We start from the raw sequence: 13,758 nt of genomic DNA, 5'->3' as shown, positions 1-13,758 counted from the left end.
CCCCAAGGAGAAGGAGCTCATCAAACAATTATCTATTTATCCTGAAGTGATCCAACAGGCAGCATCAAATTTCAGTCCGGCGCTGATTGCAAATTATACCTATGAGTTGGTAAAAATTTACAATTCATTTTATCAAAGTGTTCCTATATTGGCAGAAATTGAGAATGACAAGCGTTTATTCAGGGTGCAATTGTCACGTAAGGTAGGGGAGGTAATTGCTTCATCATTCAGACTGCTTGGTATTTCTGTGCCTGAGCGTATGTAAGTTTTGTTGGTTCAGGAAGCCGGGACTTAAGCTCTATGACTCTACTGTATTAAAAAACATGAGTTGCCGATATTGATGTGTAGTGGGAGCTTTATTTTTTTAAAACAGAATTTGCACTGATATATTGGGGGTTAGCCCTAATGAAATCTGTTCTACCTGATTGATGACGGGGTTTGAAGTTTCACTGTCCTCCAGTATGAAATAAGTGTTTAATACATTTTTGCGGTTGGTGAGGTTTAGGACTGCAGCATTGACTTTGATTTGTGTCTTTTCACCTGCTTTAAAATCATATTCTGCTGAGAGGTCTACCCTGAAATAGTCGTCGTTTCTGGCTTGGTTTGGAGTGTCGTACTGTATGGTAGGGTTACCGTTTACTATTTCGATGGCATTTCGGCTGAGTGGTAGTGAAACCGGTTTTCCGGTGTGCCAGTTAATGCCTCCCGCTATTTTTAAGCGATTGAAGCTATAAGATGATGCTAGGGTCCATTGGTGTCTGATATCAAAATTATGTGGAAATGTTTCGGGCTGGAGTTGGTTGAAGGTATAGTTGTTTTCAGCATAAGTATAACTGGTCCAAAAGCTCCAGTTTTTTGTTTTTTTATTGATAATGACTTCCAGGCCTTCTGCTTTGTAATTGCCGGAAGTGCGCACAAATTGCAATTGATTTTGAAAGGCCTGATTGGCTGAGGTTATACCGTTTACTTTTTTGGAAAATCCTTCCAGTTGCAGGAGCCAATTGTTTTTTTGGTAGAGCAGGCTGAGTGAATATTGTTTGCTTTTGCTAATAGGAACATCGTTGTTATTGGCCAGTACCCAGCGGCGTTTTTCCACTCCCAGGAAATCACTTTGAAAGTCGATGCGTTGCGTTACTGTTTGGCTTTTTTGTTCATAGGCTCCTTCCAAAGCGAAACCACCCCCTATTTTTTGGTGGATATTCAGGCGTGGTTCGATGAGGGTTTCATCAAATTTTGAAATGTAACTTAAGCGTAGACCAGCTGTTATATAAGTGCCTGAATTCTGCCAGTTCAATGCATTGCTCAGATAGATTGCGTGAGTGCGTAACCCATTTTTTACATAATTGCGAAACAATGGTATGTTCACTTCCTGTTTGTTAGTAATTCCAGTTTCAGTAAACTGATAGCCGGCCGAGAGGGTGTATGAGCGGCTAAAGGAATGTGAAGCGTCTATTTTTGTACCGGTTTCCAGGACTTCGTTGGTCTGGATAAACTTTTGATTTGAAAATATATCGAGATTTGATGCATCCAGCAAGTAGTAGGTGCCGTAGATAAGTGCGGTGGTTGAGAGTTTTGAGTTCCAGTCACGTTCCCAGGAAAGTCCGCCTGCCATTGAGTTTTGGTCCAGTTCGCTGGTTTCTGAGTTTTCAATCGTTTCAGTCGTGAAGGTTTCAGTAAAGTTAAGTGCGTTGTTAATGGTTAAAAAGTTGACCCGAAAGCGGTCTTTTTCTGAAGCCCTGTAGATTGCTTTGGTACTGAAATCATAAAACAGAAATTCTTCTTCTGAGCTCAGTGAGCCTGTGCCTGCAAGGTTTTGAAGGTTTGTTATTTCGGTGTCTTGAAATACTTTATCAAAAAGTTGTTTGTAGGCGGGGCTTTCAAAGATATCTGTAAAAGTGCGTCGTCCGGAGACGTGAATGGCCAATTTTTTATTGACTTTAATTTTTGCGAATGTACCAAAGTTAATCATGTTGAGTTGGATGCCTAACAAATGAGATTCGGTAAAGTCATCGTCAGAATGCATTGCGACCACACCTGAAACGCTTTCGCCATAGCGTGCGTGGGTTCCGTTTTTTGAAACTGAAACTTCTTTGGTAAGGTAGGGGTTGAAGCCTGAAATGAGTCCGAAAAAATGTCCGTTTTGATACATTTTTATATCATCCCACAGGATTAGGTTTTCATCGTTTGTTCCTCCTCTGATGCTAATGTTTGAAACAGTTTCATCGATACTAATGATGCCCGGAAGTGCCTGAATCATTTGTAGAATATCAGGTTCTGTGAGTCCGGGCAGGCTACCGAAGTTTTCCACATTGATTTTGAATGTGCTCTCAGCGGTTTTGGTGATTCCTTTAGTAAAAATGTCTTGCAACACCACTTCCTGCAGTTCATCGGTTGTTGGTTTTAGTTGGATTTGGATGCATTCCGTTTGCTCAAGGAAAGTACTCACCGGTACTTGTTTGGTTTCAAAACCCAGGTATCTGATGGTAAGTTGGAAGTTTTGAGGAATGTTTTCCAAATTAAAACTTCCGTTTCTATCACTAACGGCAGCCCTTGTTGTATTTACCACTTCTATAGTTGCACCCAGTAAGGGTTGTTTTGATTGCGCATCAATTATAATTCCGCAAAGGTTGATTTCCTCAACAGTTGCAGGGCTTATTGTTATGTAGCGCCCGTCAATTTTTTGAAAGGAAAGGGATGTGTTTTGATTTAAATATTCCAGTTGCTGGTTTAGGTTTAAACTGATATCGGGCGGTGGCAGTGTGATTGTGTCGACGTCGTTTTGTGCATAGGAGAAGCGTACATCGAAGTTTTCTTCAATTGTATTGAGGATTTCGGTAAGGGGTTTTTTATCATCGGTTTGGGCAGTAAGGGGAAGGCTCCAGCTAAGGAGTATCAATACAATTTTTAATAAAGTGTGTTGCCCCTTATTGTTCCCCATAAATTGTCACCAAATTATTCTCACCAATGGTATAGGTGAGTTGTAATGGCTGTGTGATTGTTTTTAGTGCGTCTTCCAGATTTGTATGAGTAAAAGCTCCTGTAAATCGCTGGCTGTTATTTACACTTTCCAGATTTACTTGGATTGCATATTGTCTTTTAAGTTCATTGATCACCAATTTAAACTCTGTGTTATCAAACGTACTTTCATCGAGTATCCAGCTAGGGTTGTTGATTGATATTTGGTTTTGTGCTGTAATTTCCCCGTTTTCTATAATGACTTTATTACCGGCGGGTAGTTGCAGGCTTTGGTTATTGAATGTGACTTCCACCAAGCCTTCGTAGCAGGTTATCATAAACCGATTGTCTCTGCTTTGCACATTGAATTGTGTGCCGAGAACGCTTACTGTACCCAAATTGGTTTCCACATCAAACTTTTTACCTTTTGCTACTTTGAAATAGGCTTCACCTTGCAGGGAAAGCGTACGTTTTTTATTCCAGGATTTTTTATTGTAGACGATTTTTGATTCAGCATTGAGAACTACTTCAGAATTATCGGGAAGTGTAGTGGTTCTTTTTTCGGCGAGGCCTGATGTAACACTTGCATCAAGACTGGTTACATAGAAGTAGCCTGTAAGGATCAATGCCAGCATTGCAGCATATTTCAATAGTGATTTATACTTAAATAAAGAAATCACTTTGGGTTTACTTACGGTTTTATTTGACAGGTTTTCCCAGAGCTTTTCTTTGTCAAATCCGGGTGTGTTAAAATGTGCTGTTTTTTCAGCAATTTTAAGAAACTCGCGACCTGTTTCAGATTCCTGAAGCGTTTTAAGTTCTTCTTCTGAAATTTCGTTATTTAAATACTTATGTAAAAGTTCTTCATTCATTGGGTTTGATTCTCTTGATGTAAAACAGTTGTTTTTGTTTTTACCCTACCTTATTGGTTATATATTTTTAGTATTTAATTCAGTTCTTAAAGATTCCAGTGCCTGGCTCATTCTTTTTTCGACGGCTTTTACTGAGATGTCGAGTATTTCTGCGATTTCGCGGTATTTTTTTCCTTCAATACGGTTCAATAAAAAAGCAGTGCGTTGTGCTTCAGTGAGGTTTGCCAAGGCATTTTGGAGTTTTTTTTCAAATTCTTTTTCTTCAAGAACAAATTGAGGCGATTGTTCATTGATGGAAGGGGTGGTTTTTTCAGCATATTTAAGCACTACTTTTTTATGTGCTACTTCATTGAGAAAAGCATTGTTGCACACGGTATATAAAAAAGATTTTGCTTTGATTTGAGGTACTTTAGAGCAGTTTTCCCAGAGCTTAATAAAGGCTTCCTGCACCAAATCTTCTGCCCGGGCAACATCACCACACTTGAAATAAATAAAGTTGTAGATGGCCGGTGACAGGTTTTGAAACAACTTATTATAAACAGTTTCTTTACAAACAGTTTCCTGATCACTCATAATATTTCTTTAAAACTAGTGTAAATGTATTTAAAAGATTTTAAAAATAAAGGGTAGGGTTTTTTTTAACTTGAATGTTTTACTTTTAGAGAAACATCAAACTCAATGAAACACTATTTAAAACCAACACTATTTTTGTTATTTGCGGGCTTATTTCTTGTTTCCTGTCAGAAAGAGGAAATAGAGTTTGTCGATGAAACCCCATCAGATGCTATTACGGCAGAATCTGAACTTGCCAAGCTTTTGATTAATACTTCACAAAACAGCGGAAGTATTGATGATTTTATTGACGGGACTTCCTGTTCTTCTATTCAGTATCCTTATCAAGTTATAGTAAATGGACAAACCATTACCATTGCCAATGAGGGAGATTTAAATAATCTTGCTTCAACAACGGCTAGCATCACCATTGTTTTTCCTGTCACAGTCATTTTTGAAGATTTTTCAATACTAGAGGTTAACAGCCAGCAGGAATTAAATGAATTGGGAGCCCTTTGTCAAACAATTGACGAGGCTATTAATTGTATCGAGCTTGTTTATCCGGTTACTTTTTTTACTTACAATGCCAACAATGAACAAACGGGAACTGTTGTGATTAATTCCAATGCTGAATTATTTCAATTCATAAACGGACTTGATACCGGGGTATATATCGCGATTGATTTTCCCATTGAAGTGATACTTGGTGACGGCAGTCAAACCACAGTTAGCAGTAACACCCAGTTGCAAGGGTTGATTGAAAACTGTGTTGAACCTAATGACGACCCGCCTGCTCCTTTAGATTTAGAAACGGTTTTAACCACTGACAGCTGGTTTGTTTCTTACTTTTTTGATGATGAGGATGAAACCTATGAGTATGCAGGTTTTGAATTTTTCTTTAACCCCGGTGGTGAAGCTACAGCGAGTGACGGAAGTACTAGTATAGCGGGAAGCTGGTCTGTGACCACTTCAAGTGACGGACAACTAAAACTCAATCTAGATTTTGGTGATGATGATCCGTTTGATGAGCTAGAGGAAGACTGGAAAGTGATAGAATTTACCAATGAGCTCATTCGATTGTTTGATGTAATTGGGGGAGATGGTACTACTGATTACCTCACGTTTTCAAGAACGCCTACAGACGGCGGAGGCAGTGTAGAAGCACAGCAATTGCGAGATGTTTTGACTGATGGAAACTGGTTTGTTTCACTTTACCTGGAAGATGGAGATGAGGACGAAACTTCAGATTTTAATTCGTTTACATTTAATTTCTCAGAAAACGGTCAAGTGGCCGCTTCCAACAATAGCGTGACTTTAAATGGCTCCTGGTTTGTTTCTGAAAGTGATTCAAATTTAAAATTAGTATTGAACTTTTTTGATGCTTATCCACTTGATGAATTAGATGAAGACTGGAAAGTAACAAGTTTTAGCAGCACCCAAATAGAATTGAGGGAAGATGATGACGAAGATGGGGACATTTTAATATTCGAAAAATTATAAATAAATAAACCTTAACCTTTTAAAATAACATTTATGAGAACCAATTTTTTTCTTGCATTTTTAACGGTATTTTCAATGAGTCTAATGTCTACAACCTGTTCGCTGGATGATGATGGAAATGACGATGATGGATTTGATGATGATGGCGGTAGTATTGCTCAAGTAGACAATACTGTTATTGACGGAAAATGGAACATTATTGACTTTGTGGAAGACGGCACAGATCAAACGTATTATTTCAACAACTTTGAATTTACATTCAACACCAATGGAACCTTAATTGCTTCTAATGATTCAACAAACAAAAACGGTACCTGGATTACCGGAACTGATGACAGTTCTCCTAAACTAATTTTGAATTTTTCAGATTCCAATGGACCATTTGAAGAAATAAGTGAAGACTGGCGTATTGAAACTTCGACTTCCACCTTGCTGGAATTACGTCACGTGAGTGGTGGCGATGGCAGTATTGATTTATTAACTTTTGCTAAAAACTAGATTTCCCTTTTTTTATTCCCAATTTGTTAGTTAGTGTAAGGCCCTTTTCCTTTCGAGGAGTAGGGCTTTTTAGTTGGTTTTTTAAGGGCTTCTTTTTCAGGTCTTGGACCTCTTTTGTAAATTATTAAGCCATTCAAAAAGTTTCTCAAAAACTGATCGCCACATTCCATATATTTTGGGTGGTCTTCTTTTCTAAACAATGCACCCAGTTCAGATTTAGAAACCTGAAAATCCACCAGTTTCATGATGTCGACGATGTCGTCGTTTGTAAGTTTTAATGCTACGCGAAGTTTTTTTAGAATATCGTTGTTGGTCATTGGTTCTCAGGATTTCAGGTTCAAGGTTTCAGGTTTATTTTTTGTATAGTTCTTTTCCGGCGTTTTCATATTTATCACCTGCAATCCAGAAGGGTGTATTGGGGTTGTTGGCGATAAGTCTTCCGGCGAGGACATAGGATTTGAAAAACTGAACTAGGTAGTTATAATCAATCGTATCAGGGTTATCACTTGGTTGATGGTAGGTTTCTGTGAGTTTTCCTGAAAAAGAGGTAAAGCCCATTGAAAACGTAGGAGAGGGTATTCCTATAGTGGCAAAATGCACATTGTCACTTCTGTCAAAAAGATTTTGTTCGGGTGCCGGGTCATCGATGGCTTCAAGACCGAAAGCAGAGGCTGCCACTTTGATATCCTGTTCTGCAGATGTTCTTCCGAGCCCGATGATGGTTACTTTTGAAGTGTCGTTGTAGCCGGCATTGTCACTATTGAAGCAAAACACAGTTTTGTTGTGTGGAATTAAGGGGTTGTCTACATAGTAGCTGCTTCCCAGAAGTCCTTTTTCTTCCCCTGTAAATAGAATAAAGAGTGCACTGCGTTTAGTGGGGTATTTTGCAAGGTTTTCTGCCATACTCAAAACGGTTGTGATTCCTACTACATTGTCACGTGCCCCGTTATATATTGAATCGCCGGCAGCATCAGGTTTTCCAACCCCAACGTGGTCGTAGTGCCCAGAGTAAATAATAAACTCTTCTTTGAGTTTAGGATCTGTACCTTCTACCATAGCCACTACATTTCGTGCATTGAACGCTTCTTTTTTACTTCCGCTGATTTTTATTTCAGCCAGATGGTTTGTTTTCGAACTAAGTTTTTCAGCTGTTTTCCCTCCGTTATCGAGTGCTATTAAATAGTTAAAATTGTCGTCTTCATCATCGTCTGATTTTAATGCAATAATGGTTTCGTTGAAGGTGTGGTCAATGTAGTTCCAGATCATTGGGTTGATGGCAAGAAACTCGACTACTGCTTTGGCTCCCATTTTTTTTGCCAATGTTCTTTTTTCTTCCATTAATTGGAACTGTTGCTGTGGTGATTGGGCTGTTTCACTTCCGCCCTTTAGGTACACTACTTTATCTTTAACATTTTTGTCTTTATAATCCTCTTTTAGACCATAGTTTAGATAGACTGCAGTTCCGTTAAAGTTAATATTACCTCCATTTACAGCAACAAATTTCCCGATTTGTTCGTCATTCACCTTGAGCATAGTTTCAGAAGGCGGAATGGTTTTTATCATAGGTACGTGCTGAAAGTAACCGTCTGCCCCGTCAATTTGTTGCACGCCATAGCTGTGTAACTGTGTGGCGAGGTATTGTGCGGCAATGAGTTCTTCCTGAGTTCCGGTTTCGCGCCCCAAAAGTTCGTCGCCTGCGAGAAAATAGAGGTGGCTCTCGATTTTTTCTTTTAAAATGAGGGTTTCTGCCAGTTCTTTATCGCTTTGAGCGATTAGCATACAGGTAAATAAAAGTCCTGTAATTGTAAAAATATTCTTCATAATGATTGGGTTCTATGGCACCGATATCGATACCGGTTGGAATCTTAAGGGTACTTTTGGTAACTATTTGTGGTTTTAATTCAATCCTTGTTACAAATTAAAGCAATTTAGATGAAAAGAAGTAAGTAAATGGTAAAAGTGACTATTTATTCAAATTCAAAAAAAAAAACACCACTGCCGCCCATTCTTTTTTTATTCCTTTGACATAGCCAATAGTGCTATAGCTGCTATTTTGCACCCTGCCATCTTCTTTAATGTATCCTATAGTTGAATAGCTGCTGTTTTGAACGCGCCCATCATCTTTTACGTAGCCAACTGTAGAGTAACTGTTGTTTTGAATTCTGCCATCGTCTTTAATGTACCCTATAGTTGAATAGCTGCTGTTTTGAATCCTACCGTCTTCTTTGATGTAACCCACAGTGCTATAACTTGAATTCTGTATGCGGCCATCTTCTTTAATATAGCCTGTAGTACTGTAACTGGAGTCTTGAATGGTTTGGGAGTGTACTGACTGAAAGGTAATAATGCTGATAGTGAATAGGACCAGTGGTTTCATAGTGTGCTGTATTTTTGTTTTATGGTACAATCTAATCAAGTACTTTGCCAAAAAAGGAGCAAGTGGTCATTGCGTATTGGGTTTATGCAAAGTTCAAAGGGTTTGTGCACAATTAGTAAAAGAAAAAGCTCCTGAATTGAACAGGAGCTTTTATTCTCTTTTTGTACTTATTTATTTAATCATTTCATAACTACGTTTTATAAAGGCAGTCAATTCTTCCCCTTTCAGGAGGTTTTGGGAAAGTCTTGCCAAATCCAATGCCTGGTTGACCAGTCGTTCTTTTTTCTTTTGTGTTTTAGTATTGAGTATTTCCGAAACGAGTTCGTGGTTGGTATTGACTACGAGATTGTACATTTCGGGCATATTACCCATTCCAAACATACCGCCACCGCCTGTTTGGCTCATTTCTTTCATTCGGCGCATAAACTCAGGCTGGGTAATTACAAACGGGTTGGCATTACTATCCATTGCCTCCATTTGAACGGTAAATTTTTCTTTAGGAACGATTTTTTCAAGGGTTGATTTCAGCGTTTCTTTTTCTTCATCGTTTAATTTTGAGATGACCGCATCTTCTTTTTTAATGAGGTTGTCAATATGATCGCCATCCACTCGTACAAAGCTTACATTTTCTTTTTCAGATTCCAGTTTTTGTATGAGGTGGGGCACGATGGGAGAGTCAAGAAGTATAACTTCATAGCCTTTTTCTTTGGCTGTAGTGATGTATGCATGTTGCTCTTCTTTATCTTTAGCATATAGAATCACCAGTTTATCATCTTTGTCAGTCTGGTTGTCTTTAATTTTTTCAACCAGTTCGTCATAGGTGAAATACGTTCCATCTACCGTTGGGTACAAAGTAAATTTTTGTGCTTTTTCAAAGAATTTCTCCTCTGAAAGCATTCCGTATTCAATCACAATTTTGATGTCGTCCCATTTTTTTTCAAAGTCTTCCCTGTTGTCATTGAAAAGTGCGTTGAGTTTGTCGGCTACTTTACGGGAGATGTAGCTGGAGATTTTCTTAACAGCTCCATCTGCTTGCAGGTAGCTTCGAGAAACATTCAAAGGAATATCAGGAGAGTCAATCACACCGCGTAACATTGTCAAGAAGTCGGGTACAATGCCTTCGACATTGTCAGTTACAAATACCTGATTTTGGTATAGCTGAATGCGGTCTTTTTGAGCAACCATTTCGTGGTTTAACTTAGGGAAGTATAAAATTCCGGTCAGGTTAAACGGGTAGTCCACATTTAAGTGGATGTGAAAGAGTGGCTCTTCAAACTGCATCGGGTAGAGTTCGCGGTAGAAGTTTTTGTAGTCTTCATCTTTGAGGTCGACTGGCATTTTGGTCCAAGCGGGCTCAGGGTTGTTGATGATGTTGTCTACTTCTTTGGTAGGAGCAGGGTCATCTTCTTTGGCATCTTTGGGCTTAGGAAGGGTTTCTGTGCGTGTACCAAATTTAATTGGTATGGGCATAAACTTATTGTATTTCACCAACAATTCATTGATGCGGTTTTCGCTTAAAAACTCTTCGCTATCTTCTGCAATATGCAAGATGATTTCTGTTCCGTGTTCTTTTTTGTCAGCTTCATTAAGGGTGAATTCAGGTGAACCGTCACATGTCCAATGTGCTGCTGGAGCATCTGTATAGGATTTGGTGATGATTTCCACTTTTTTGGCTACCATAAAAGCTGAGTAAAAACCGAGTCCGAAATGACCTATGATACCGGCGTCTTTTCCGTTTTTATCTTTGTATTTTTCGATGAATTCTTCAGCACCTGAAAAAGCAATCTGGTTGATGTATTTTTCAACTTCTTCAGCTGTCATACCGACACCCTGATCAGTAATGTGCAAGGTTTTATTGTCGTTGTTGATTTTCACTTCAATGAGGGGGTTGCCATAATCCACTTTGGCTTCTCCAATTGAGGTGAGGTGTTTGAGTTTTAGAGTTGCGTCTGTTGCGTTTGAAATGAGCTCACGAAGAAAAATTTCGTGGTCGCTGTATAAAAACTTTTTAATTAACGGAAAGATATTCTCTACCGATACATTAATGTTTCCTGTTGCCATAATATGTTCTGTTTTGTAAATGTTTTAATGGTTATGGCAAAAAAAGTACCAAGAGGTACGGGGTGACAAGATGGCATTTTTAAACGGTAGTGACTTACTGCCCTTTCTAAGTTTTGTAACAACAATAACTTATTAATAACGGGTTTTCTTTGCTAATGCAAAATGAATTGCATTTTAAAAAGAGCAATAAAAATGATCAATCGTGTGCCGAATGTTCCATTATTTTAAAAATATGCATAAGGTAGGGGAACAATGCATCCATACTTTCGGCAGCGCCACGGGTAGAACCGGGTAAAGCTAAAATAAGCGAATTTCCTTTGAGTCCGCCAAGGCTTCTGGACAACATGGCATAGGGCATATGCTCCTGGCCATAAGCACGTGCTACTTCGCCAATTCCGGGAATTTCCCGGTCTAATAATGGTTTGATGGCTTCAGGAGTGACATCACGGGGTGATAGTCCCGTGCCACCTGTTAGGATGATGAGGTCTGTTTTTTGATCGTAATGATTTAGGACGCTGCTTTGTATCTCTTTTATTTCATCAGGAATAATCATATAGTCTTCTATACTAACACCACCAATCTCTTCCAATTTTTTGATAATGGCCTTGCCGGCAAAATCTTGTTTTTTTCCTGCTGAAATACTATCAGAGCAGACAATCACAGCCGCTTTGATGGTTCTGCTCAATTCATCTTTGTATTGGGATTTGCCGCCTTTTTTCTTGATGAGTTTGATGTCTTTGATTTCTATTTCTTTATCGATGGGTTTTAGCATATCATAAATGGTAAGTGCCACAATCGAGGCACCGTGCATGGCCTCGACTTCAACACCGGTGCGGTAAATGGTTTGTACTTCAGTTTCAATGATGATTTCCAGACCTTCAAAGCGATGCCTTACAGCAGCAAATTCTATTGGCAAGGGATGGCAATCGGGAATTAGTTCGCTGGTTTTTTTGATACCAAAAAGTCCGGCAACTCGACTTGCCTCAAGTACATCTCCTTTAGGCACCGTTTTATTGTGGATAGCATCAATGGTTTCCTGTTTGCTTACTTTTACTGTCGCTTGTGCGATTGCGGTGCGGTGTGATTTGATTTTAAATGTAATATCGATCATTGGGATTGAATATTGATTATTGACTATTGACTTTTGATGATTGACTATTGAATAATTAGTATAGGACTTTCCAAAAAATCATCAATAATCAATTGTTTTCTTTCCAACTATGGCTTTCATCTTCAAAAACCTCCTTGCCCCAAACGGGTGCTTCGGCTTTGATGCGTTCTACAAGATATTCACAAGCGGCTATGGCATCTTTGCGATGTTTGGATGAGGTAAAGACAAACAAACAAATTTCACCTGAAGAAACGGTGCCAAGGCTGTGATAGATATGCATACAGTTTAGTGGATATTTTTCAAAGGCTGCTTCACGTATTTCGTGAAACTTTTCATTGGCCATTTCTTCATACGCAGAGTAGTTGATTGCAGTCACTGATTTACCATCAATAACATCGTTGCGAACCTGCCCCAGAAAAATACTGTGAGCACCAATATTTTTTTTGCTGCTGTGCTTGGCTATAGATTCTCCGATAAATCCCGGAGGAATGGCGCCTTCCATAAATACTTTTTTAGGTTTGTGATTGCTCATACTGTCTAGATTTATTGTGTTTTTTCCATTCGGTTATTCCGCCCTCGAGGCTGAATACTTTGAGTGACGGTTGTTGCTTTTTTAAAAGTTCCAAAGCTTTTAAACTACGTTGGCCACTTTGACAAAGGAGAACAACGGTTTGATTCAATTTTTTATCAGAAATGCTTTCGCGAAAGCAACTAAAAGGCAGTTTTTGTGTTTCAAATTCAGATATTATTGGTGTATCACCCGTTTCACGCACATCTATGATGCTGCAATCTTCTTCCTTCCGAAGTTTGTCGAAGGCTTCCACAGTAATAATGTTTTGAAGGTTTTTGTTGCAAAACCAATCGTAGTTATAGCTTAAGAAATCATTTTTGTCTTTTGGACTATCTTTTTGAAGCTGATTATTTTTAGTCAATTGAAATTCATACACTTTATTGTTTAACAGGTTTAAAGTTAAAATTTTATTTACCAAAGGAGTACCAATTCCGGTGATGATTTTGATAGCTTCTGAAGCCTGCCAGGTGCCAATGATGCCAGGCAAAACGCCTAAAACACCCACCTCATTACAAGAGGATGCAGATACTGCATCTGGAGGCGTGGGAAACAAGTCGCGGTAGTTGGTTTTAAGATTGTTATTTTCGAGATTGAACACACCCACCTGGCCTTCAAAGCGCATCACTGCTCCATAAATCAGGGGTTTATTGAGCAACACGCAGGCATCATTAACCAAATAGCGGGTGCTGAAATTATCGCTGCCATCGATCACCAAATCATAGTCTTTGATAATGTCAAACGCATTTTGATTGGTAAGTTGGGTAGGGTAGGTCATTATACTAATTTCCGGATTAAGCGCTTTAAGTCTTTTAGCAGCGACTTCCACTTTGGATTTTCCAATATCTGCTGTTGTAAAAAGCGTTTGCCGATGCAAATTGGTAATGGAAACGGTATCAAAATCTACAATTCCCAGAGTGCCAACTCCTGCACCGGCCAAATACTGTAAAGCCGGACAACCCAAACCGCCGGCGCCAATTAATAGAATTTTTGCAACAGCCAGTTTATCCTGAGCTTTCTTTCCAAAGCCGGTTAATTGCAATTGTCTCTGATATCTGTTTTTTGTATTCATTTTTCTATTTTACCCACCAGAAAATGGGGGTAATAATGCGACTTCGTCTTCAGGATTTAAAAGGGTTTTTTGTTGTATAATTTTCTTGTTTACAGCAATGGAAAAGGTCAACTCTACCAGAGCCGGGTACTGCTGCTGTAATTTTTTTTTCAAATTCTTCGTTAAAGAGTACTTCTCTTTTCTGCATTTTCA

General features: G+C 38.9%; 14 protein-coding genes. 3 read left to right on the top strand and 11 right to left on the bottom strand.

Translation table 11 applies throughout. The features are described from left to right. Positions 1–265 (top strand): DALR anticodon-binding domain-containing protein (locus tag AACY61_RS01365; RefSeq protein WP_339609451.1); only part of this gene is annotated, 265 nt, incomplete at its 5' end. 99 nt (positions 266–364) lie between these two features. Here the strand turns inward: AACY61_RS01365 and AACY61_RS01360 are convergent. Genes AACY61_RS01360 through AACY61_RS01350 form a run of 3 tightly spaced genes read right to left on the bottom strand, consistent with a single transcriptional unit; the run spans position 365 to position 4,400 of the window. Next, a complete protein-coding gene (locus AACY61_RS01360) occupies positions 365–2,938 on the bottom strand; it encodes a TonB-dependent receptor (RefSeq protein ID WP_339609449.1) in 2,574 nt (857 codons plus the stop codon). Next, a complete protein-coding gene (locus tag AACY61_RS01355; protein WP_339609447.1) occupies positions 2,925–3,827 on the bottom strand; it encodes a FecR family protein in 903 nt (300 codons plus the stop codon). Before AACY61_RS01355 ends, AACY61_RS01360 begins: the two co-directional genes overlap by 14 nt. Before the next feature lie 57 nt (positions 3,828–3,884). Beyond that, positions 3,885–4,400, bottom strand: coding sequence for a sigma-70 family RNA polymerase sigma factor (locus AACY61_RS01350; RefSeq protein WP_339609445.1), 516 nt, complete (start codon positions 4,398–4,400; stop codon positions 3,885–3,887). 105 nt (positions 4,401–4,505) lie between these two features. On the opposite strand from AACY61_RS01350, the gene AACY61_RS01345 reads away from it, so the two are divergent. Together AACY61_RS01345 and AACY61_RS01340 are read left to right on the top strand one after the other, a co-directional pair. Beyond that, on the top strand, positions 4,506–5,879 hold the full coding sequence (locus AACY61_RS01345) for a hypothetical protein (RefSeq protein WP_339609443.1): 1,374 nt from the start codon (positions 4,506–4,508) through the stop codon (positions 5,877–5,879). Between the two features lie 33 nt (positions 5,880–5,912). Beyond that, positions 5,913–6,377 carry a hypothetical protein gene (locus AACY61_RS01340; protein ID WP_339609441.1) on the top strand — a complete coding sequence of 155 codons (465 nt, stop codon included), beginning with the start codon at positions 5,913–5,915 and terminating at the stop codon, positions 6,375–6,377. 26 nt (positions 6,378–6,403) lie between these two features. Here the strand turns inward: AACY61_RS01340 and AACY61_RS01335 are convergent, their stop codons facing one another. The 8 genes from AACY61_RS01335 to AACY61_RS01300 form a co-directional block, all read right to left on the bottom strand. Then, positions 6,404–6,694 (bottom strand): DUF1456 family protein, encoded by a 291-nt coding sequence (locus AACY61_RS01335; protein WP_339609439.1) that lies wholly within the window; start codon positions 6,692–6,694, stop codon positions 6,404–6,406. Positions 6,695–6,728: 34 nt separating this feature from the next. Further along, complete coding sequence (locus AACY61_RS01330; protein WP_339609437.1) at positions 6,729–8,198, bottom strand: M28 family peptidase; 1,470 nt, start codon at positions 8,196–8,198, stop codon at positions 6,729–6,731. 142 nt (positions 8,199–8,340) lie between these two features. After that, a complete protein-coding gene (locus AACY61_RS01325; RefSeq protein WP_339609435.1) occupies positions 8,341–8,754 on the bottom strand; it encodes a 5-fold beta-flower protein in 414 nt (137 codons plus the stop codon). Between the two features lie 171 nt (positions 8,755–8,925). Further along, on the bottom strand, positions 8,926–10,815 hold the full coding sequence (gene htpG / locus AACY61_RS01320) for a molecular chaperone HtpG (RefSeq protein ID WP_339609433.1): 1,890 nt from the start codon (positions 10,813–10,815) through the stop codon (positions 8,926–8,928). A gap of 196 nt (positions 10,816–11,011) precedes the next feature. Further along, entirely contained in the window at positions 11,012–11,953 is a 942-nt protein-coding gene (gene moaCB, locus AACY61_RS01315; protein ID WP_339609453.1) for a bifunctional molybdenum cofactor biosynthesis protein MoaC/MoaB, read from the bottom strand. A gap of 61 nt (positions 11,954–12,014) precedes the next feature. After that, positions 12,015–12,458: a molybdenum cofactor biosynthesis protein MoaE gene (locus AACY61_RS01310; protein WP_339609430.1), complete on the bottom strand. Its 444-nt coding sequence runs from the start codon at positions 12,456–12,458 to the stop codon at positions 12,015–12,017. Continuing rightward, positions 12,439–13,566 carry a HesA/MoeB/ThiF family protein gene (locus AACY61_RS01305; protein WP_339609428.1) on the bottom strand — a complete coding sequence of 376 codons (1,128 nt, stop codon included), beginning with the start codon at positions 13,564–13,566 and terminating at the stop codon, positions 12,439–12,441. Before AACY61_RS01305 ends, AACY61_RS01310 begins: the two co-directional genes overlap by 20 nt. 9 nt (positions 13,567–13,575) lie before the next feature. Beyond that, entirely contained in the window at positions 13,576–13,719 is a 144-nt protein-coding gene (locus tag AACY61_RS01300; protein ID WP_339609426.1) for a MoaD/ThiS family protein, read from the bottom strand. Between the last annotated feature and the right edge of the window lie 39 nt (positions 13,720–13,758).

Source organism: uncultured Planktosalinus sp., from assembly GCF_963973675.1.
In the GTDB taxonomy this organism is placed as follows: domain Bacteria; phylum Bacteroidota; class Bacteroidia; order Flavobacteriales; family Flavobacteriaceae; genus Planktosalinus.
Note: the sequence above shows the minus strand (reverse complement) of the source record. Positions and strands in the feature narration are given on the sequence as shown.

What these genes read in the sequence shown, in the direction of transcription:
- AACY61_RS01360 (WP_339609449.1), bottom strand. Translation starts at nt 2,938, where the DNA reads ATGGGGAACAATAAGGGGCAACACACTTTATTAAAAATTGTATTGATA.
- AACY61_RS01355 (WP_339609447.1), bottom strand. Translation starts at nt 3,827, where the DNA reads ATGAATGAAGAACTTTTACATAAGTATTTAAATAACGAAATTTCAGAA.
- AACY61_RS01350 (WP_339609445.1), bottom strand. Translation starts at nt 4,400, where the DNA reads ATGAGTGATCAGGAAACTGTTTGTAAAGAAACTGTTTATAATAAGTTG.
- AACY61_RS01345 (WP_339609443.1), top strand. Translation starts at nt 4,506, where the DNA reads ATGAAACACTATTTAAAACCAACACTATTTTTGTTATTTGCGGGCTTA.
- AACY61_RS01340 (WP_339609441.1), top strand. Translation starts at nt 5,913, where the DNA reads ATGAGAACCAATTTTTTTCTTGCATTTTTAACGGTATTTTCAATGAGT.
- AACY61_RS01335 (WP_339609439.1), bottom strand. Translation starts at nt 6,694, where the DNA reads ATGACCAACAACGATATTCTAAAAAAACTTCGCGTAGCATTAAAACTT.
- AACY61_RS01330 (WP_339609437.1), bottom strand. Translation starts at nt 8,198, where the DNA reads ATGAAGAATATTTTTACAATTACAGGACTTTTATTTACCTGTATGCTA.
- AACY61_RS01325 (WP_339609435.1), bottom strand. Translation starts at nt 8,754, where the DNA reads ATGAAACCACTGGTCCTATTCACTATCAGCATTATTACCTTTCAGTCA.
- htpG (WP_339609433.1), bottom strand. Translation starts at nt 10,815, where the DNA reads ATGGCAACAGGAAACATTAATGTATCGGTAGAGAATATCTTTCCGTTA.
- AACY61_RS01310 (WP_339609430.1), bottom strand. Translation starts at nt 12,458, where the DNA reads ATGAGCAATCACAAACCTAAAAAAGTATTTATGGAAGGCGCCATTCCT.
- AACY61_RS01305 (WP_339609428.1), bottom strand. Translation starts at nt 13,566, where the DNA reads ATGAATACAAAAAACAGATATCAGAGACAATTGCAATTAACCGGCTTT.